The organism is Fluviicola sp. (assembly GCF_030151805.1).
In the GTDB taxonomy this organism is placed as follows: domain Bacteria; phylum Bacteroidota; class Bacteroidia; order Flavobacteriales_D; family Crocinitomicaceae; genus Fluviicola.
The window spans coordinates 1-18,813 of sequence record NZ_JASLCN010000484.1; the positions used below are offsets into that span (position 1 = coordinate 1).

An 18,813-nucleotide genomic window follows, 5' to 3' on the forward strand; every position below is an offset into this window, starting at 1 on the left:
GGGGCAATGATCGAAGGCTGGGCAGTTTACACGGAATTGATGATGCTGGAAAACGGATATGGCGCTCCGGCGGGTTCTGCAACTTCCAGCCCTGAAATGTGGTTGATGTATTATAAGTGGAATTTGAGAACAACCTGCAATACCATTTTGGATTATTCGGTTCATAATCTGAATTTCAGCAAGGAACAAGCATTGAATTTATTGGTAAATGAGGCATATCAGCAACAAGCCGAGGCAGAAGGAAAATGGAGAAGGGCTACCTTGACTCAGGTTCAGTTGTGCAGTTATTTTACGGGTTTCACGGAAATCTGTAACCTGCGTTCGGAATTGATGAAGAAACAAGGGAAAGCATTCGGTTTAAAAGCGTTTCATGAAAAATTCCTGGGCTATGGAAGTGCTCCGGTGAGAGATATCCGGGAGTTGATGATTGGTAATTGATGAGAGTCAAGAGACAAGAGTCAGGATCAGTCTTGACTCTTTTTAATTCACTATATTTGATTTTTGCAATTCATTCACCATGGATTTTATCAGTTTAGAGGAATTTTATCAATCAATCGGAAACGGATCTTTATTGGTTCCGGAAGGGATTAGTAAAGAATTGGGGCATTTCAATGTGTTTGACACAAGAGAGTTGATCGCGCAACTGAAAGGTCAGAAAGGGAAAATGCCTTATAACCGGCGTTTGTATTACAAAATCAGTCTGATTGATGGTTGTAGTAAGGCGGAATATGCAGACAAAGTAATTGACATTGAAAAGCACGGATTACTTTTCGCAACGCCTAAAGTCCCCTATAATTATTTTTCCGAAGACGAAGATCATGGCGCAGTTTTCTGCGTGTTCACTTCCGATTTCATCACCAAATCCAATACCGGTTTTGCACTGGACGAATTACCGATTTTCAGCCCGGGAAATATTCCGGTGTTTGAATTGTCGGAGAATGAATCCCAATACATCCGGACGGTTTTTTCAAAAATGAAAAAAGAACTAGCTTCGGATTATGCGTTTAAATATGATCTGATCCGGAATTATGTCATGGAAATCATTCATTTAGGGCAGAAATTTCAACCGGCTTCCGTTTTGTACCCGAAGCATTCAGCTTCTGAGAGAGTGAGTTCGTTGTTTGTGGAATTGTTGGAACGGCAGTTTCCGATCGAATCCAATCAGCAGCGAATTGGTTTGAGAACGGCGAAAGATTACGCGGATCGTTTAGCGGTTCATGTCAATCATCTGAATAAAGTGCTGAAAGAAAATACGGGCCGAACAACCACAGAAGTCATTGGAAACCGCATCACGCAGGAAGCAAAAATCTTGTTGAAACAAACGAGCTGGACTGTTTCGGAAATTGCCTATTGCCTGGGTTTTGAGGAAGTGGCGCATTTTTCCAATTTCTTTAAAAAACAAACAGCTCTGACCCCGAATTCTTTCAGATCCTAAATAATTGAAAATGGGGATGTAAAAATTGAAAAGGAGAAAAAGAAAGGCCTTTGATAGAAACAAGCGTTAGCGCAGTTTCCTTTTTAATTCAATGTTTGAATTTTGCAATTGTTGGATTGCTCTTTGCAAACGGCCGGTGAATTTGTGTGCTACCTTTGTTTCATCAAATTAAATCACATGAAAACAAACAAATTAGCATTGATTACAGGAGGAAGCCGTGGTTTGGGAAGAAGTATGGCAAACAAATTGGCAGACAAAGGAATCAACGTGGTGATCACGTATCACACAAATAAAACGGAAGCTGACAAAGTAGTTGCAGAAGTTGAATCGAAAGGAGCAGAGGCATTGGCACTTCCATTGGATGTGACCAAAGCGGATACTTTTGAAGTATTCGTCAATGAATTGAAAAGCGCAATCAAAACGAAATTCAACACGGAAAAAATTGATTTCCTGATCAACAATGCAGGAATCGGTCTGCACACTCCGCTTGGAGCAACAGAACTATCGGTTTTCGACACCTTGACAGATATTCATTTAAAAGCACCTTATTTCTTAACGCAGTTGCTTTTGCCGAATCTGAATGATGGCGGAGGAATTGTCAATATTTCAAGTGGTTTGGCACGTTTTACAGCACCGGGATATTCTGTTTACGGATCATTGAAAGCTGCGGTGGAACAATTGTCGAGATATTTGGCGAAAGAATTGGGTTCGCGCCAAATCCGTGTGAATTGTGTTGCACCCGGGGCAATTGAAACAGATTTCGGAGGCGGAGCAGTAAGAGATAATGAACAGTACAATCAACTAGTTGCCAATACAACTGCTTTGGGAAGAGCGGGCTTACCGGATGATATCGGTGATGTGGTTGCTTTCCTTTGTACGGATGAATCCCGATGGATCAACGGTCAGCGCATCGAAGTTTCCGGGGGAGCAAATTTGTAGATAGGATTTTAGGACATTAGGAATTAGTGTTTTAAGAAAAAGCCTTCTGAATTTCAGAAGGCTTTTTGCTGTTTTTGAGTCTTAATATTTTAAGGTTCTGTACGAAAATATAGGGGGTAAAAAAACCTGCGTAAATCTGTATGATCTGCGTGCTTTTTTGGAAATCACCTAAATTCTCAACAAGAGATATCTTAAAGTTCCAATGTCATTAAGATCGAAAGAGTTTAGTCCAGAATATCTTCTTTACCGGAATACGTTCCAAGCAATTTTTGAAGTTCTCTTTTCTCCGAATTCTTTACCACGTACGTGTTTGACCATGCATCGTGCCATCCGCGTTCTCCAAGGCAGGAAAAAGCTTCAAAAGGAACTGCACGTGCAAAATTTCGGCCCAGGCAAGTTATAGCCTTCGGCTTTTCAGCGTACTGGTCAATAACCGTATAACCCAGGATCATTTTTCCAAGCGTACTTCCTGTTGTAACTTCGAGGATAAAATAATAACTTACATAGATCAGAATTCCGAATAAACGGGAAAGAAGCGGGTCGTCCCAAACTTCGATTACTCCTGCAAAAGCAGAAATAATTCCGATGATAAAAGCCAGGATGTAAACAAAAATAAGATCAATGATGTAGTAACCGAAACGCGGTCCTTTTTCCACTTCAACTGGTCTTCGAGCAACAATTTTAGTTACCGGAACCTCGATTGTATTTCCGTTTTCGTCCTTTTCCTTTTTGTAGGTCGTCTTTTCAACCTTTAGATTTTCGATGGTTTTCATGAAGTAAATAGTTTAAAATCGGGGCTAAAATAAAAATTATTGAGCAGTTGCCTTCACTTGTCTCAATCGTTCGTATAAAATCATTCCGGTTGCTACTCCAACATTTAACGATGAAATATCTCCTGCCATCGGGATGCTCAAGCGCGCATCCGACATTTTCAATAAGTCGTGCGAAATACCGTCTTCTTCAGATCCTAAAATAATTGCTGTCGGACCAAAAAACGAATAGTTTTCAACCGAAACTTTCGATTTTTCCGTACACGAAACGATTTGAAACCCGCTTTGCTGCAAATAGAACAAGCTGTTTTTCAATAAATCCGTTTTACAAACCGGGATGCTGTGCAACGCTCCGGCAGAAGTTTTGATGGCGTCAGCAGAAACCAATGCACTTCCTTTGGAGGGAACCAGAATAGCATCAACGCCCATACAAGCTGCCGTACGCGCAATGCCTCCGAAATTTCGAACGTCTGTAATGCGGTCCAAAACCAAAATACACGGTTCTTTCCCTTCGGAAAGCCATTGATCACACAATTCTTCGATGTTTTTGTATTCTACAGGCGAAGTAAATGCGATCACTCCCTGGTGATTGTTTGCCGTTAGTTTATTCAGTTTCTCAATCGGAACGAATTGCAATTGGTAATCCTTTCCGGTAAGAACGGTTCTCAGTTCTTCAAACAAATCCTTGTCAATTCCTTTTTGGATGAGGATTTTATTGATTTCCACTTCGTTTTTGATTGCTTCGATCACTACACGGATTCCGTAGATAATGTCGGAAGGATCTTCCTTCGGTTTGCGTTCAAAACCGCGGTTTTCTTTGTTGAATCCGCCTCTGTCGTTGCGGTCGTTTTTCTTATTATACATGGAATGTAATTTCAAGTTCGATATCTTCGCTAACTGATTTTGCAACCGGACAAGTCAAAGCCACACGTTTCACTTTTTCGATCGTTTGTTCGTCCCAGCCATTGTTTCGGATATCAATATCAATAACCAGTTTTCCAATTCTTCTCGGATTGGCAGCCATGACTTTAGTAACGGTAGCCGAACCGTTTTCATAGCGGTGACCGTGTTCATTACAGTAAATCCCGATCAGGCTGATCATACAGGAAGCGTAAGCCGTTGCAACCAAATCCGTAGGAGAGAATTTTTCACCTTTCCCGTGATTGTCTGTCGGAGCGTCCGTGTAAATAACCGTTCCGGATTGAAGATGAGTACATTCCGTTCTCAGATCTCCCAAATATTTTACTGTTGATGTTGCCATACTTTATATCTGTTTAAAGGCTGAAAGAGTTCAAATGTTCAAAATTGTTAAACCAGTCAAACTTTTCACTTTTCAATTCTCACTTTTCAATTAAATTGAATGCTTCTTTGTACTTTTGTAAAATCAAAATTAGCGAGCTCAAAGTTACAGAATTTTGATCGACTTGGAGAATCTATTTTTGAATAGCGGAAAGGCACGACTATGTCAGAGGAAATAACAACAGCAGAAAACAAAGTTCGTATTAAAAAGCCCAATTGGTTGCGTGTAAAGCTTCCGATCGGGGAGAATTATAAAAAAGTACGTGCGCTGGTGGACGAACACAAGCTTCACACAATTTGTGAAAGCGGAAGTTGTCCGAATATGGGAGAATGTTGGGGAGAAGGAACTGCCACATTCATGATCCTTGGAAATATCTGTACACGTTCATGCGGTTTCTGTGCTGTTCAAACCGGTAAACCGGATGCAATCGACGAATTTGAACCGGGAAAAGTGGCACATTCCATCAAAACGATGGGAATCAAACACGCCGTAATTACTTCAGTGGATCGCGATGATCTGAAAGATGGCGGAGCAGGAATCTGGGTTCAGACCGTGCGTGCCGTGCGTCACCAAAGTCCGGGAACAACCATGGAAACACTCATTCCCGATTTCGCCGGAAAATGGGAAAACCTGCAGCAAATTATTGATGTAGCACCTGAAATCGTTTCACATAACCTGGAAACAGTGCGTCGTTTGACCAAACAAGTGCGCATTCAGGCAAAATACGACAGAAGTTTGGAAGTGTTATTCCGCCTGAAAAAAGGAGGAATGAGAACCAAATCCGGAGTGATGCTTGGTTTGGGAGAAACAGACGAAGAAGTGATCGAAACGATGGAAGATTTGAGAGCTGTCGGAGTAGATATCCTGACGTTGGGACAATACCTGCAACCCACTCCAAAACACCTTCCGATTGTGGAATTTGTAGAACCGGAACGTTTTCAGAAATACGAAAAACTAGGTTTGGAAATGGGCTTTCGTTTCGTGGAAAGCGGTCCTTTGGTGCGTTCTTCCTACCATGCTGAGAAGCATATTTTTGATTTGTAAATTTAACTTCGGTTCTTCCGGAAAAAGAAGAGCGAAAAAAATAGAACAACTTCTAGTATAAAAAGACCGACAGTCGGAATTGAAAATAAAATGCGGAACTGTGGGTATTGAATCTTGCAGTCCACATCTTCACATTTGGGGTCAAGATAATATCCGAAATACGTCATCGTGATGAACGCTGGCCTCGGACCATCCGGAGAAAGGTCTTTCTCAGAATAAATTTCATTGGTTCTTACAGCGGCTTCATTGCGGTATTTCCATTTCAACAGAAGGGTTTCAACAGGGTCTATCAGGAAAAGTTCCGGACAGGTGCAGTTCTGATAAACAGTACGGACGCTAAACAAATCAATCAGGAAAATAACTGCAAGTGGAATGAGGATTGCGCGAAGTTTTTTTATTCTGCCTGACAAATTCATCCGGAGTCCGTTTTAGAATGATTGATTCATGATCAAAGGTAATTGAAAAACGATCTTACTTTCACTTTCGCTTTGAAATTTCCCGTTATAGAATTTTAGCAATTCAGGAGACATTCTTTTCCCTTTTCAATTCTCCATTTTCAATTAATATGTACCTTTAACACATATTTTAGAAATTGAAACTATGAGTACGTTTGATGTTGCGATAATCGGTTCTGGTCCAGGTGGATATGTGGCCGCTCTTCGCTGTGCACAATTAGGATTGAATACTGCTTTGATCGAAAAATATCCGACACTGGGAGGAACCTGTTTGAACGTGGGGTGTATTCCTTCAAAAGCATTGTTGGATTCATCCGAGCACTTTTTCAATGCAAAACACAATTTCGCAACTCACGGAATTAAAGTAGATAACGTAGAGGCAGATATCGCACAGATGATTCTCCGTAAGGATGATGTAGTTACTCAAACATGTAACGGCGTGAAATTCCTGATGGATAAAAACAAGGTGACTGTTTACCAGGGAGTAGGATCATTTGTAGATAAAACAACGATTGCGATTACGGACGGTGACGGAAACAAAACAACCATCACGGCTAAGAATACGATTATTGCTACAGGTTCAAAACCGAACTTCTTCCCGGGAATGGAACCGGATAAAAAACGCATCATTACTTCAACAGAAGCGTTGAAAATGACGGAAATTCCGAAAAGAATGATCGTTATCGGAGGTGGAGTAATCGGATTGGAATTAGGATCTGTTTATGCGCGTTTGGGTTCTGAGGTGGAAGTGGTTGAGTTTGCACCGAATATCCTTCCGACGATGGATCTTTCCTTAGGAAAAGAATTGACAAAAATCCTGAAAAAAGAAGGATTCAAATTCCATTTGGAGCATAAAGTTCAGAAAGTTGAAAACACTGGAAAAGGAGTGAAATTGACGGCTTTGAACAAAAAGAACGAAGAAATTACATTGGAAGCTGATTACTGTTTGGTAGCAGTTGGTCGTAAACCATATACGGACGGATTAGGTTTGGAAAATGCAGGCCTTGCGGTAAATAACCGCGGTCAGATTGATGTAAACGATCATTTGCAAACAGCAGTTTCGAACATTTACGCAATCGGGGATGTGATTCGCGGAGCAATGTTGGCACACAAAGCGGAAGAAGAAGGGGTTCTTGTTGCTGAGCAATTGGCAGGACAAAAACCGCATATCAATTACAACCTGATTCCGGGAGTGGTGTACACCTGGCCTGAGATTGCTTCCGTTGGAAAAACAGAAGAAGAATTGAAAGCTGCAGGAGTAGAATACAAAGCAGGTTCTTTCCCGATGAAAGCATTGGGAAGAGCAAGAGCTTCGATGGATGTTGCCGGATTTGTAAAAGTATTGGCTGATGCAAAAACGGATGAGGTTTTGGGAGTTCATATGATTGCTGCACGTGCTGCGGATATGATTATGGAAGCAGTTACTGCAATGGAATTCCGTGCATCTGCAGAAGATATCTCACGTGTTTGCCATGCGCATCCAACCTTCTCTGAAGCAATCAAAGAAGCGGCATTGGCTGCAACGGATAACAGAGCATTACATATTTAAGAATAAATTATCAGAAAGAAAGGGTGTTTGTCTGCTGATGAACACCCTTTTTCTTTTTCCACTTGTCTCTTCTCTAAAAAATGAATTTGAATAACTTTAGAGCATGAAGGAATCCTTTGATTGCTATGAACAGTTTAAAGAGTTTGGTTTTAAGGATAAACTATTACTGATTAATAGTTGTAATCAAGTGCCGGTGTTGAATCGAAACTTTAGGTATCTGTCATCACTCCTTCTCCCAATTCACGTGGTGATTTTATTTTTGTTGAAAGAGTGGATACGCGAAGCTCCGGCTATTTTGCTTGTGTTTATACTATTCATATTTGCTCATGTTGAACTCTTCAGAAGAAGACTGATCAAATTAGATACATCTTTTAAACGGAAATACAAATATGTTGTTCTTGCTTTTAATAAAGAGCAGGGTTTTATATTTAGACAAGGATTATTTTACTTCATACTCTATTATTTGTTTTCAGGACTTTTGATTTGGTTCTTTTTTTTAAGAAAATAGTTGCCATTCCAGATCCTTTTCAGGATTGAAGATCTGCTTTTAATTGGAAATAATTTCCCTTTAAAGAGGATTTAAAACTTCCTCCTTTGGAGTGGGATTGAGGGGGAGGAGATTCTAAATTATCTTGTCAAAGAATGACATGCATCAGTTTTCATTCGTTCGCTTTTGTGTACTTTTGTGCCTGCGCTTACGGCATAAGCGTTGCAATGCTTTTAAACCAGAGTGATGAGTAAGAAAACAGGTGTGTTATTGATTCAGTTGGGAACTCCCGATAGTCCCGAAAACAGGGATGTTCGACGTTATTTGAAAGAATTTCTGATGGACCCGAGAGTCATCGATATTCCATTCTTTTCCCGTTTGCTCCTGGTTCGTGGAATTATTGTTCCCTTCAGAACCCCGAAATCTGCTAAGATTTACAAACAGCTTTGGGAGCTTGGAAACGGAAAATCGCCGCTTTTGACGTACACGGAATCCGTAAAATCCTTGCTTCAAAAGAGATTTGAATCGGAAGATATCACTATTGAAATGGCCATGCGTTATCAAAATCCTTCCATGGATTCTGTTTTGGAGCGTATGCGCACAGCAAATTACGACCAGATCATCATTTTGCCCTTATTCCCGCAATATGCAAGCGCTTCAACAGGTTCTGCAGTTGATAAGGCAATGGAAATCATCAGAAAATGGTGGGTGATTCCGGAAATCAAGATCATTTCACAGTTCTACAATCACGAGGGCTATATTGATTCCATTGTGGAAAGAGCGAAGGAATTTGATATGTCGTCTTACGACAAGATCATGTTCTCATACCACGGTTTGCCGGAAAGACAGGTCGATAAAGTGTACGAGAAAGGATTGTGTTCGGATCACGATTGTGAAAAGGAAATCACGGAAGAGAACAAATTCTGTTACAAAGCAACAAGCTACGAAACAACCCGTTTGATCGCTGCTAAATTAGGGTTGATGGAAGATCAATATACGGTAAGCTTCCAATCGCGCCTGGATGAAAAGTGGATTCAACCTTTTTCCGACAAAGTAATCGAACAATGGGGGAAAGAAGGGAAGAAGCGCGTGTTGGCTTTTAGTCCGGCATTCGTGGCGGATTGTCTGGAAACACTGATCGAGATCGGTGGAGAATACCAGGAAATCTTTGAAGAACATGGCGGTGAAAAAGTGCAGTTGGTTCCAAGTTCGAATGATCATCCGCGATTTGTGGATTGTTTGGAAGATTTGGTGCGCCAGAAGCTTTCCTGATTTAGTTAAATTCCGTTAGATAACTGATTCATTTTCTCTAAAAAAATACAAATAGATATCCCGCAGTGGCGTGACAAGTTGTGTCTATTAGCCCAGTGGTGATAAGGTGTTCAGTATAAAATAAAAGAAATAGGGAAGGGACACAATGCATTGCATCCCTTACTTTTAGTTGATTATTTCCCGAATCTCTTCTGAATCGACAATTCCGCGAAAAACGGAAAGGTCGGATTGTCCTTGAAATTCTGCGCATACGCTTTCCCAACGGTCAAGAAAGTGTTCCACGATTTATAGGTCCAATGACCGCGAATCCCGAATTTAAACGTTCCTCCGGAAGCTCCGTACCAACCATCCCGGATTTGAGGATAGTATTCCTTCAGGAGCTTGTGCCGGATGTGAGTAGCAAATGTCTTGTCGTAAGCAGCAACGAGTACAACTCCTGCTTTGGGTCTCACATAACCGAAATTGATAGACAAAGCCGACGCAGTATTGTAAAGTATCGCCATCGGAGAAGAATACCTGCGCGTGAGAAATGAAAGTTTGGATCCGAGAGAGAAATGATCGTTGTGCCAGATTTCGGTTTGGAGATTTAAGTTCCAGCGCCAATCATCGGGAATCACTTTACCGAAAGGAGCCGTGAGTTCTGTGCCTATAAAAATGGGTTTGTACTTGTTTTTAATGGAATATCCGTAAGAAAGCCCGTAATACGAACTAAAATCTGCCCCGAAATGCGCTGAAACCAATTGGTTTGACTGTTCGTTCAAAGAGCGCCAGTTGATTTCCTGCGCAGAAGTTTTCGTGATCATACAAAGCGAAAAAAGAAAAAAGATGCCTGCTTTCATTTCAATGCGTTTAAGTAAGTAGCTGCTTTGGGATAAAGATCGGTCCAGCCGAAATAGAGCATTTCATGTCCGCAGCCTGTAACCATTTCCAGTTGTTTGTTGGGATATGGAGCAGAAACGGTAGCAGCCCATTCCGGACCGTAAGCCTTGTTTCGTTCACTGTACAGAAAAAGTACTTTTGTGGGAAAGGAATGAAGATTGGTGGTGAAATCGAAATTGTATTTCTCCGCATTTTCGATCAGCTTTTCAAAAACAACCGCTCCGTTTCTCCAGAAAGGATAGGACCCCGGGTTTCCGATCGTATTTCCGGGAGCATTTTCAAAAGAGGAGAAAAAGCTCGCTTTGTAATCTAAAACCTCCTGTTCATTCCGGCCTGCAATTATTTGTTCCGGAAATACAGCATCGTTCAATGCTTCTGAGAAGAATTTGATCTTGTTGGAGCGGCTCAAATAATCATTGGTTTGAGTCCAGGTGAAACCTCCCGGTTCCGCAAGAACCACTCCGCTGATTCTTTCCGGGTGCTGATTCACGTAAGCCGTTGCCAGCATTGCTCCCCAGGAATGTCCCATCAGGAAAACTTTCTGCGAAGAATTCTGCTGAAAATGATCAATCAATGCGTTCAGATCGTCAATATAAAGCTGCACGGCATCTTTGTTTTCGTACTGACTTTTATCTTCCCGTTTGGAAAGACCGGCTCCGCGCTGATCATAGAAAATGACATAAAACCCGTCGTTGACCAATTCTTTGGCATTCAGTAAAGAGCGGTAATCTCCGCCCGGACCACCGTGTACCAAAATCAATAAGGGATCCGAAGGATTTCCATGTGCTTCTGCGTGAAGGAAGGTTCCGTTGACAAAGAGCGAAGGAAGCGAAGCATCCTGGTCAACAGTTAGAGGAACGAGTGCTCCGGGTTTCGATACATCAACTTTTTTGCAGGAAGAAATCCAAAACAAGCTGAGGACGGCAATGAGAATAATTCTGTTCATATTTTTTTTGATGCAAAGCAATCGCAAGAACAGGAAACGGACGTTCGTCCTTATAGGGAAGTGCAAGAAAAAGGCGTGCGCGAACGGTTAAACGATTGAAATATAGAATTCTGTGTTTCTATTGTTTAAATCAAACCGGTGAAGAATATTCCGATGGAGTTTTACCGGTATGCAGTTTAAAATACTTGTTGAAGGTCGTTTTGGAATTGAATCCGCAATCATAAGCGAGTGCCAGGAAAGTGAATTTCTTGTTTTCAGGGAGCGACAACAAATACAGAAATTCATTGATCCGGTAGGTGTTGATGTAATGATAGAATGTTTTCCCGGTTTCGGAATTGATGACTTGCGAAAGCTGATTCGGATTCAGATTCATTCTTTTTGCCAGTTCATTTAGTGTCAATTCGCTTTCCTTGAACGGTTTTTCATCGGTCATGAATTGTTCCAGTTGCTTCATGATGGTGGAAACCTGTGTTTGATCGAGCCCGGATTTGGCATATTTCTCCTTTTTTTCTTCCGGATCGGAAAGAGTTTCCGGATGAGTTACGGGAATTGTCGATTCATTTCTGTCCGCAGCCGGAAGGAAGATAGAAACCTGGTTGATTCCGAAGAAACCGATGAACAAAACAAACACGGTAACACCCCCGAAAATAATGTTGTCTTCAAAAAACAGCACCAGCAACCAGATCATTCCAAGCCCGATGCTTAAGTATTCCAGCCAGCGAAGCATGCGCTTATCCGTATTGGATAAATAATCCTGGATCGATTTCCGGTGTTTCCGGATTTTTAAAAGAGTGGCTGCCGAGTAAAAGAACCCGGTTAGAAGAATCAATGATAATTGAAGAATGGAATACCATTCGAAACCTTTTCCTCCGTTTTGAAAAACACGTATCTTTTCCGCTCCGGATAACTGATAAAAAGGAATGGCTGCTAAAACCAGGACGAGGAACGGGATGAGGTGAACCAGAACCATTGGCCAATGTGGAAGCCGGTTTTCAGTGAGTGCAATCGTATAAAAATAAAGAAAGACAACATGCAAGATCGGCAAAGGAAGAATGATCCCAAGCAAGGATGGATATTCCAGGTCGATTCCCCGATAATGAAGATAATGCAGCGATAAATGCAGCGCAATCAGAGCCAGCCAGGAAGCCAGGATGTAATCAGGCAACTCTTTCCCCTTTTTGAAGAGGAAAAGGAGTAAAAGAAAACAAGCAATGCTGAAACCTACGATAAAAAACATACTGGAAAATTCAATTCAATCGTTGGATGAAATTAGGATTTAATATGCTATATGAGACGTTTTATGCAGAAAGGTCATTTTGTTAAAATGAATCTTATTCCAGTTCCAATTTGAATTGAGAGCCATTTTTTCCGAACGTAACAACCAACTTTTCTCCATGCAGGAACAAAAACGAAACATCGCACCGGGCGAGTTCCATGCGTTTTACGTTTAGTTCTTTTGCGTCTAATAATTTGGAAGGTTTTTCATCCCCCAACGGGGAATCGAGGTATTCCGGATCAACAACCGTGATTTGCGAAGGTCTGAACCCGCAATTCATTGAAATGGCGGAGAACAGGAAGCCGGTACTGGATTTCGGTGGAATGGAATCAAAATCAAATTCCGAAGCACTTCCCAGGTACAACTTTTTTGAACGGTTGACAAACTTCACAAATCCTCTTTCCGCATTACTTTTTGGCGTCATTAAAAAAATTCCGCAACAGGTACACGGCGAAATCGTATAGGTTTCATTCGGTTTGAATTTACAAAGACTGAATTTTTCAATCCGTTGATTATTCCAGGTATACGAATACCGGATTGAGTCAAAACCGTTCCGGTTAACCGGGATGATTTTTTCAATGCTGTCTTTTGGTTTAACAGGAATGCCATTAATGGAAAATTCCAGCGACAAAAAGGTATTGAGTTCCTCCCGGAAGTTTGAGTCTAAAAAATCAGTATTACCGATTTTTACTACACAGGTTTGTGCATATCCGAAACAAGAAGCAAAAAATAAAGTGGTAAATACGAACAGCGTTTTCATCTTCGGGAGATTACTTCAGTTCTCCAAGCAGTTTGTCGATTGCTCCAACACCGAATTGATCATTCGACCATTTGTAAGCCGGAATACCTTTTTTCAACTGAACGAAAGTCGGGAAATGTCCTTCTGCCAAATCAACAGAAGCATCAATATCTTTCGCCAAAGCAATGTCAAAATCATCGGCAATTAATCCGCGATACAAGTCCAGGTCTTTTTTATTCGGAGAACAAACCGAAAAAAGAATCTTCAGATCCGGGCTGTGTTTCTTGATAAGTTTCAAATGCTCGATGGATTGCAAGCAAAACGGACATCCCGGAATGGTAATAACCAATAAATCGTATTTCGGATCGGTTTTCACGATTATTTTTTCTTTGGCAAGGTCAGCACCTTCAGAACTGAAATCTCCCTGGTAAATCGGGTGAAATGCAAAACCAAGAGCAAACGGCGATGCCAATAATACCAATACAACAACAACCTTCACGATTTTCGATTTGATCTTAAATCCTTTTGCAAAAGCATATGCCAGGAGAATTCCTCCGAAACCAAGAATCAGGTAAGGAAGCATTTTCGACATCGTCCATGAAAATCCGCTTTCTAAAAGAGTTGATTCTAACGAATTGAAGGTAAAAAGCGTAGCTGCGCAAACAATCAGTAAAATGGAAAAGATTATCTTCATGAGTTGATTTTTCAGGTAAAATTAAGCATTAAATGTTTTCAAATGTTCATCCTTCGACAAGCTCAGGATTTTTTGTTCAAATGTTCAAATGTTCAAATGTTCAAATGTTCAAATGTTCAAATGTTCAAATTAATTTTATTAAACAACTTCTCGATTTTGAATTTTCACAGATCCATTCTCAATTGAACTCTTTCAACTTTTGAACCCCTTTGAACCTTCTAACCTAGATCAAACTAACACTTAAACCCACTCCCAATAAAATGGCAGTCAGTTTTGCGAGATTGAAGCGGTGATTTTCATTCGTTTCAAAAATAATGGTCGTTGAAATATGCAGAAACATTCCCACAACAATTGCCAGTAAAATGTCCATAAACGGAACGCTGGAATCCATCGGGATCACAGAACCGAAGATCAGTCCGAGTGGAGTCATCATTCCAAAAACGATCAACAGAATCCACGAAGTAGATGATTTGATCAGCGATTGTCTCAAAAGCGTCATCAAAGCAATGGCAACCGGTAATTGGTGCAGGATAATTCCGAGTAACAAGGAATTGTGATGATGACCGATCAGGTGTTCGTGATTGTGTACATCCACTTGCTGATTTGCCAGGGGAATTCCTTCAATAAAGGAATGAATACTCAATGAAATCAATAAGCCGTAAGGAATCTTTTTGTTTGCATGCGCATGGATGTGCCCGTGTTCGATTCCGCCCGAAAAATATTCGAGAAAAAGCTGAACCAGGAACCCGACAAGTACCCAAACACCAATCGAAGTGTGCTGATCGGCATACAACTCCGGAAGGAAATGGATAAATGCAATTGCAAGCAGGAATCCACCACTGAAAGCAAGCGATAATTTAATAAAAGTTGCCTGATTCTTCTTTTCAAGAAAAACTACCAATACGCCACCCAAAACCACGGATAGCAACAGAAAGAAGATAGTTACGATTAATTCACTCATTTCTTTTTACAAATAAGGATCAGACGGTCAGATGTTTCGCTGTTGAATGCATCCAATTGATAGTTTCCGGCAAGACGAATGATGTCGAAATTTGCTTCGGCTAATAATTCTTCAAAATCAGACAGGTAAAGCGCCTGCACTTTTTCCTGGAAGAAATAAGAAGTTCCCTGGTCTTCAAATGCAATGGTTTTCACAATCCGGCCATTGGTTACTTCTTTTTTGATGTGAAAGAGAATGTTGTGTTTGTTGATCTCCTGGCGGAAGCGCAGATCGCGGATTACTTTGTGTGTATTCATGAAATCGATTACCAGGATCGCAGGATCAGTCAAAGCATCGTGAACGCTTTTCAGAACCAAGGCATTTTGGCGTGTGTCGTCGAAATATCCGAAACTGGTAAACAAATTGAATACATATTGATAGTTCTCCTGAAGCGGTTCGCGCATGTCGTGCACAAAGAACGTCAGTTCCGGATCCGAATTTCTTTTCGCTTCTTCAATACTGTTCGGCGAAAGATCACAACCTGAAACTTTTAAGCCGTGAGTTGCCAAAGCTCTCGAATGTCTTCCAGCTCCGCAAGCCAGGTCCAGAACGCTGGCTCCTTGCTCAGGTTCCAACGCAGAAACCAGGTTACTCAGAAACTCATTTGCCTCCTGGTCGTTTCTCTCATCATACAGCATGTGATAATAAGGTGAATTAAACCAGGTCGAAAACCACTCCTTTTGCTCTTCTAAATGCATCATTGTTGCAAAAGTAATTCTTTTTTGTCAAACAGCTTGAAGATTGTTTCAAATTCCTTCTGAAAGGCGCAGTAATACTGGGCGAAGTTTTATTTCGCGGTATTGTATGCTATCAGAATTGCTCTATTTTTGCTTCAAGAGTTCTTTTCGATAACCTCCACTGTGCTGAAATAAGTTGATTCGTTCGGATAGTCCCAATGATTATTTATTTTCTGGTGTTGGCTCAGAACTCAGATGTTATACTATTTACTTAAACCGCTATTTATGAATAAACTAAGCGCCATTGTGATGCCAGTGATCTCTGATATGAAAGAATCACACATCAAACAACAACTTTTAGCATATTTTCCGTTGCAGGAAGAACAGTTTTCAATCATCGAAGAGACGTTTCGTGCTTTGACGGCAACCAAACAAGATCCTGAAACGCTGCGATCATTTTTTCACAGCTGGAGTCAGACGAACAACAGTGCAGTGACCGTTGCCGGATTGAGTAACCGCATCACGATGATGGTGCATGAAAATCAAGCGGTGCTGAGTGAGCACGATTTGTTCAAATCGGTTGCGAGCCTGAATCGGATTGTGGATGAAGATTTGGCGGTTGTCGGTCAGATTTTACATTCCGTTTTGTTTTACCGCATGGCGACGAATATCAGCGGAGACGACAGTTGGTTGTCACATCGTTATTTGTGCCCGGAAGCAAAAGATTTCAAAGCATGGAAAGACAAGAATTCCTTGCGCAATAAAGACATCATGATTGGTTTGCTGACCACTTTGGTGCATGAGATTTACACACACGGAGAAGTGGAATTTATCTTACCGCTTTTTGAAAACTGGTTGAAAACAAACAGTGATTTGTCGGAACAGGATATTCATCTTTCCCTGGCGTGGATTGCCGTGCATTGCGGACCAACTGAGAAAAATCACTTCTTCCATGCGGTAGATGCGGTTTACTCCTTTGCGAAAGCAACTGGCTTATCACTTGAAGACTATAATCTGGAGGAAATCATTACCACTTATCTGACTTTAAAAGCAGATGTAATGAGCACTCTGAACCATCAATTGGTACAATCAGGAGCAATGCTGCAATGATGAGCCAAACGGAACAAACCGAATTGCGACAGCAGAATTTGGAGCTTTCCATGAAAGGAATGAATCAGGCTCAGATAAATGCTCAACTGCAGCAATTATTGGGAGAATTGCCCTACAGCGTTTCCAATTTGCCTGTTTTGATCAAGGAAAGTGATTTGAGTGAATTTCAGCGTTTGTCTGAAATCTTGAACCGGGCATTTCTTCGGATTGTTCAGCATTATTTTTCGGATGAGCGTATCCGGAAGATTTACCAACTGGACGCGGAACTGGAAGCGATTTTAAAAATGGCACATCCGTATCCGTACCAGGTTGGAATGTATCGTCCCGATTTTGTCATAGATCAGAACGGACAAAAGAAGATCTGTGAAATCGGTTGCCGCTATCCGTTTAATGGCTGGATGTTTAGTTATTACCTGAATGACATTGTTGCAAAATTGATTCCGGAAGTGGACGCCAATTGGTTTCCGGTAGCCGGCTTGAACGATTTTCCGGATGATTATGTGCAAACTTTGAACTCATCGGAACCCTTGTTTTGGATTCACGACCAGGAAAAGGGAACGGAAGTCAACTACTTGTTTCGTGAATTGAAAGAGCGGAATATTTTGGCAGAGTCCATTACTTCCGGTGATTTGCAGGTGAAAGAAAACCGTTTGTTTGTCGGAGAGCGTCCTGCTCAACAATTTATTCTCGAAATGGATCGTGAAGAATTGAAACGAATTGATCCTTCAGTACTAAAAGCCTTGGTTGCATCGGGGAAATGCACCAATGATGTTCGTTCCCTGATCCTGATTCACGACAAGCGGGTTTTGGCCGTGTTGTGCAACGAAGAAATCATGCGGGATTACCTTTCGGAATCGGATTATGTGTTTTTAAAACCGTTTTTGATTCAATCATTCATTGTGGATACGGAAGAAAAACGGAAAGCAATTACGGATTCGACTGAGAATTGGGTCCTGAAAAACAACAGCGGCGGAAGAGGAATCGGGATGTACGTCAAAAATGAATGCAAACCGGAAGAATGGAACCGGGTTGTTGCCCGGGAATGGCAGCGCTACATGGTGCAGGAATATATCGACCAGCAATTTTTTGATTTTTTCTATGACGGTAAAAAGGAACAAATCAATGTGGTAGGATTGCTTTTGTGCAAAGATGCGCGGTGTTATGGTCCGGGAATCTTTCGCGGCTCGACTGAAAAAGTGATCAATATGCACGAAGGACGCGGAGTATTTCTGCCTTGTGCAATTGAAAAAAACGGATAGCATGAGATTTTCCATTGTCATTCCCCTGCATAACAAAGCGCCTTACGTGTGTGATACTTTGCAATCCATTGTTGATCAAACGGTGTTACCTTTCGAGTTGATTCTTGTGGATGACAAAAGTACGGATGGAAGCCTGGAACTGGCAACCCGTTTTTTGCAAGATGTTCCTGAACGGTTTAAATCTGTGCGCATCGAAATAGTGGCATTGGAAGAAAACCGTGGAGTGAGTGTTGCCCGCAACCTTGGTTTCGCCAAAACAAGCGGAGAGATCATCAGTTTTATTGATGCGGATGATCTGTATGCCCCGGAACTGATTCAAAAAGCAACGCAATTGATGGAAACACAGGAAATGGATTTTGTGGTACTCGGAATTCAATTGTTTCCAGGAGGGATTCGTTACCCGGATTTCCCGAAAATAGTGCCCGGTTTGCAGGAAGTGGAAACGGATGCTTATCTCATGAAACATCCGTTGAAAACCGTTACTTCCCGCCATTTTGTAATGGGTGTAGGAAGCAATGTCATTGCCAGACGAAAGTGGATGGAAACCGTTCACTTCGACGAAACGGCACGCTTCTATGAAGGAATTGATTTTTGGTACAGAGTTCTGAAAGTGGTATTGAGCGGTCAGAATCCGAAAGTTGGAATGCTGATGGGGAATCTGTTGCGTGTTCGGGAAGTGGACGGAAGTTTATCCCGGAAAAAATATCACAGCTACAAGGAATTGACACTTCCACCGGTTTTGGTTCGCTACAAAAACAGCCGTGACCGTTACGACAAATTGCTGATGGGAGTAGTGGGGGCACGCTGGATTTCGCATGCATTTGAAAATCTGAATTCCCGGCAACAGAAAATTCGCTTCATGATCCGCTATGCCGGCTTGTTTCCGCGTCAATTGTATTACCTCGTCTTGAGAAGAACCGATTAAAAACAATGAAAAGATGAACCAAACAAGTTTAAAGGAGCATTTTCAACACGTCAAAAG

At 41.4% G+C, this 18,813-nt stretch carries 20 protein-coding genes; 9 read left to right on the top strand and 11 right to left on the bottom strand.

The window, feature by feature from the left end; all coding sequences use genetic code 11:
- The 3 genes from Q1V93_RS18400 to Q1V93_RS18410 all read left to right on the top strand — a co-directional run.
- Positions 1–438, top strand: a 438-nt coding sequence (locus tag Q1V93_RS18400; protein WP_300666726.1) for a DUF885 family protein, incomplete at its 5' end; no start/stop codon positions are given.
- Between the two features lie 79 nt (positions 439–517).
- Positions 518–1,435 (top strand): AraC family transcriptional regulator, encoded by a 918-nt coding sequence (locus Q1V93_RS18405; RefSeq protein WP_300666729.1) that lies wholly within the window; start codon positions 518–520, stop codon positions 1,433–1,435.
- A gap of 177 nt (positions 1,436–1,612) precedes the next feature.
- A complete protein-coding gene (locus tag Q1V93_RS18410) occupies positions 1,613–2,374 on the top strand; it encodes an SDR family oxidoreductase (RefSeq protein ID WP_300666731.1) in 762 nt (253 codons plus the stop codon).
- Positions 2,375–2,598: 224 nt separating this feature from the next.
- Here the strand turns inward: Q1V93_RS18410 and Q1V93_RS18415 are convergent, their stop codons facing one another.
- Genes Q1V93_RS18415 through Q1V93_RS18425 form a run of 3 tightly spaced genes read right to left on the bottom strand, consistent with a single transcriptional unit; the run spans position 2,599 to position 4,405 of the window.
- Positions 2,599–3,147 (bottom strand): RDD family protein, encoded by a 549-nt coding sequence (locus Q1V93_RS18415; RefSeq protein WP_300666738.1) that lies wholly within the window; start codon positions 3,145–3,147, stop codon positions 2,599–2,601.
- A 36-nt stretch (positions 3,148–3,183) separates the two neighbouring features.
- Positions 3,184–4,008, bottom strand: a complete 825-nt coding sequence (gene rlmB, locus Q1V93_RS18420) for a 23S rRNA (guanosine(2251)-2'-O)-methyltransferase RlmB (protein ID WP_300666741.1) — start codon at positions 4,006–4,008, stop codon at positions 3,184–3,186.
- Positions 4,001–4,405, bottom strand: coding sequence for an OsmC family protein (locus tag Q1V93_RS18425; RefSeq protein ID WP_300666743.1), 405 nt, complete (start codon positions 4,403–4,405; stop codon positions 4,001–4,003). The genes rlmB and Q1V93_RS18425 overlap by 8 nt, the downstream gene beginning before the upstream one ends.
- A 201-nt stretch (positions 4,406–4,606) precedes the next feature.
- On the opposite strand from Q1V93_RS18425, the gene lipA reads away from it, so the two are divergent.
- Positions 4,607–5,488 carry a lipoyl synthase gene (gene lipA, locus Q1V93_RS18430; protein ID WP_300666746.1) on the top strand — a complete coding sequence of 294 codons (882 nt, stop codon included), beginning with the start codon at positions 4,607–4,609 and terminating at the stop codon, positions 5,486–5,488.
- Positions 5,489–5,490: 2 nt separating this feature from the next.
- Here the strand turns inward: lipA and Q1V93_RS18435 are convergent, their stop codons facing one another.
- Positions 5,491–5,904 (bottom strand): hypothetical protein, encoded by a 414-nt coding sequence (locus Q1V93_RS18435; RefSeq protein ID WP_300666749.1) that lies wholly within the window; start codon positions 5,902–5,904, stop codon positions 5,491–5,493.
- 184 nt (positions 5,905–6,088) lie between these two features.
- On the opposite strand from Q1V93_RS18435, the gene lpdA reads away from it, so the two are divergent.
- Together lpdA and hemH are read left to right on the top strand one after the other, a co-directional pair.
- Complete coding sequence (lpdA, locus tag Q1V93_RS18440) at positions 6,089–7,492, top strand: dihydrolipoyl dehydrogenase (RefSeq protein WP_300666751.1); 1,404 nt, start codon at positions 6,089–6,091, stop codon at positions 7,490–7,492.
- A gap of 733 nt (positions 7,493–8,225) precedes the next feature.
- The gene (gene hemH, locus Q1V93_RS18445; protein ID WP_300666754.1) at positions 8,226–9,251 is read left to right on the top strand and encodes a ferrochelatase; all 1,026 of its coding nucleotides are present in this window, start codon (positions 8,226–8,228) and stop codon (positions 9,249–9,251) included.
- Between the two features lie 173 nt (positions 9,252–9,424).
- Here hemH and Q1V93_RS18450 read toward each other — a convergent pair whose 3' ends face one another.
- The 7 genes from Q1V93_RS18450 to Q1V93_RS18480 form a co-directional block, all read right to left on the bottom strand.
- Positions 9,425–10,090, bottom strand: coding sequence for a hypothetical protein (locus tag Q1V93_RS18450; RefSeq protein WP_300666757.1), 666 nt, complete (start codon positions 10,088–10,090; stop codon positions 9,425–9,427).
- Positions 10,087–11,076 carry an alpha/beta hydrolase gene (locus Q1V93_RS18455; RefSeq protein ID WP_300666760.1) on the bottom strand — a complete coding sequence of 330 codons (990 nt, stop codon included), beginning with the start codon at positions 11,074–11,076 and terminating at the stop codon, positions 10,087–10,089. Before Q1V93_RS18455 ends, Q1V93_RS18450 begins: the two co-directional genes overlap by 4 nt.
- A gap of 130 nt (positions 11,077–11,206) precedes the next feature.
- Positions 11,207–12,313, bottom strand: coding sequence for a helix-turn-helix domain-containing protein (locus tag Q1V93_RS18460; RefSeq protein ID WP_300666763.1), 1,107 nt, complete (start codon positions 12,311–12,313; stop codon positions 11,207–11,209).
- A 94-nt stretch (positions 12,314–12,407) separates the two neighbouring features.
- The gene (locus Q1V93_RS18465) at positions 12,408–13,112 is read right to left on the bottom strand and encodes a hypothetical protein (protein ID WP_300666765.1); all 705 of its coding nucleotides are present in this window, start codon (positions 13,110–13,112) and stop codon (positions 12,408–12,410) included.
- 10 nt (positions 13,113–13,122) lie between these two features.
- Positions 13,123–13,785, bottom strand: a complete 663-nt coding sequence (locus tag Q1V93_RS18470; protein WP_300666768.1) for a hypothetical protein — start codon at positions 13,783–13,785, stop codon at positions 13,123–13,125.
- Between the two features lie 223 nt (positions 13,786–14,008).
- Complete coding sequence (locus Q1V93_RS18475) at positions 14,009–14,746, bottom strand: ZIP family metal transporter (RefSeq protein ID WP_300666770.1); 738 nt, start codon at positions 14,744–14,746, stop codon at positions 14,009–14,011.
- The gene (locus Q1V93_RS18480; RefSeq protein ID WP_300666772.1) at positions 14,743–15,486 is read right to left on the bottom strand and encodes a class I SAM-dependent methyltransferase; all 744 of its coding nucleotides are present in this window, start codon (positions 15,484–15,486) and stop codon (positions 14,743–14,745) included. Before Q1V93_RS18480 ends, Q1V93_RS18475 begins: the two co-directional genes overlap by 4 nt.
- Positions 15,487–15,747: 261 nt before the next feature.
- Between Q1V93_RS18480 and Q1V93_RS18485 the strand changes: the two genes are divergently transcribed.
- The 3 genes from Q1V93_RS18485 to Q1V93_RS18495 are packed head-to-tail and all read left to right on the top strand — an operon-like array spanning position 15,748 to position 18,756.
- Positions 15,748–16,572 (top strand): hypothetical protein, encoded by an 825-nt coding sequence (locus Q1V93_RS18485; protein WP_300666774.1) that lies wholly within the window; start codon positions 15,748–15,750, stop codon positions 16,570–16,572.
- The gene (locus Q1V93_RS18490; RefSeq protein ID WP_300666777.1) at positions 16,572–17,831 is read left to right on the top strand and encodes a hypothetical protein; all 1,260 of its coding nucleotides are present in this window, start codon (positions 16,572–16,574) and stop codon (positions 17,829–17,831) included. Before Q1V93_RS18485 ends, Q1V93_RS18490 begins: the two co-directional genes overlap by 1 nt.
- A gap of 1 nt (position 17,832) precedes the next feature.
- Positions 17,833–18,756 (top strand): glycosyltransferase family 2 protein, encoded by a 924-nt coding sequence (locus tag Q1V93_RS18495; RefSeq protein ID WP_300666780.1) that lies wholly within the window; start codon positions 17,833–17,835, stop codon positions 18,754–18,756.
- Positions 18,757–18,813: the final 57 nt, after the last annotated feature.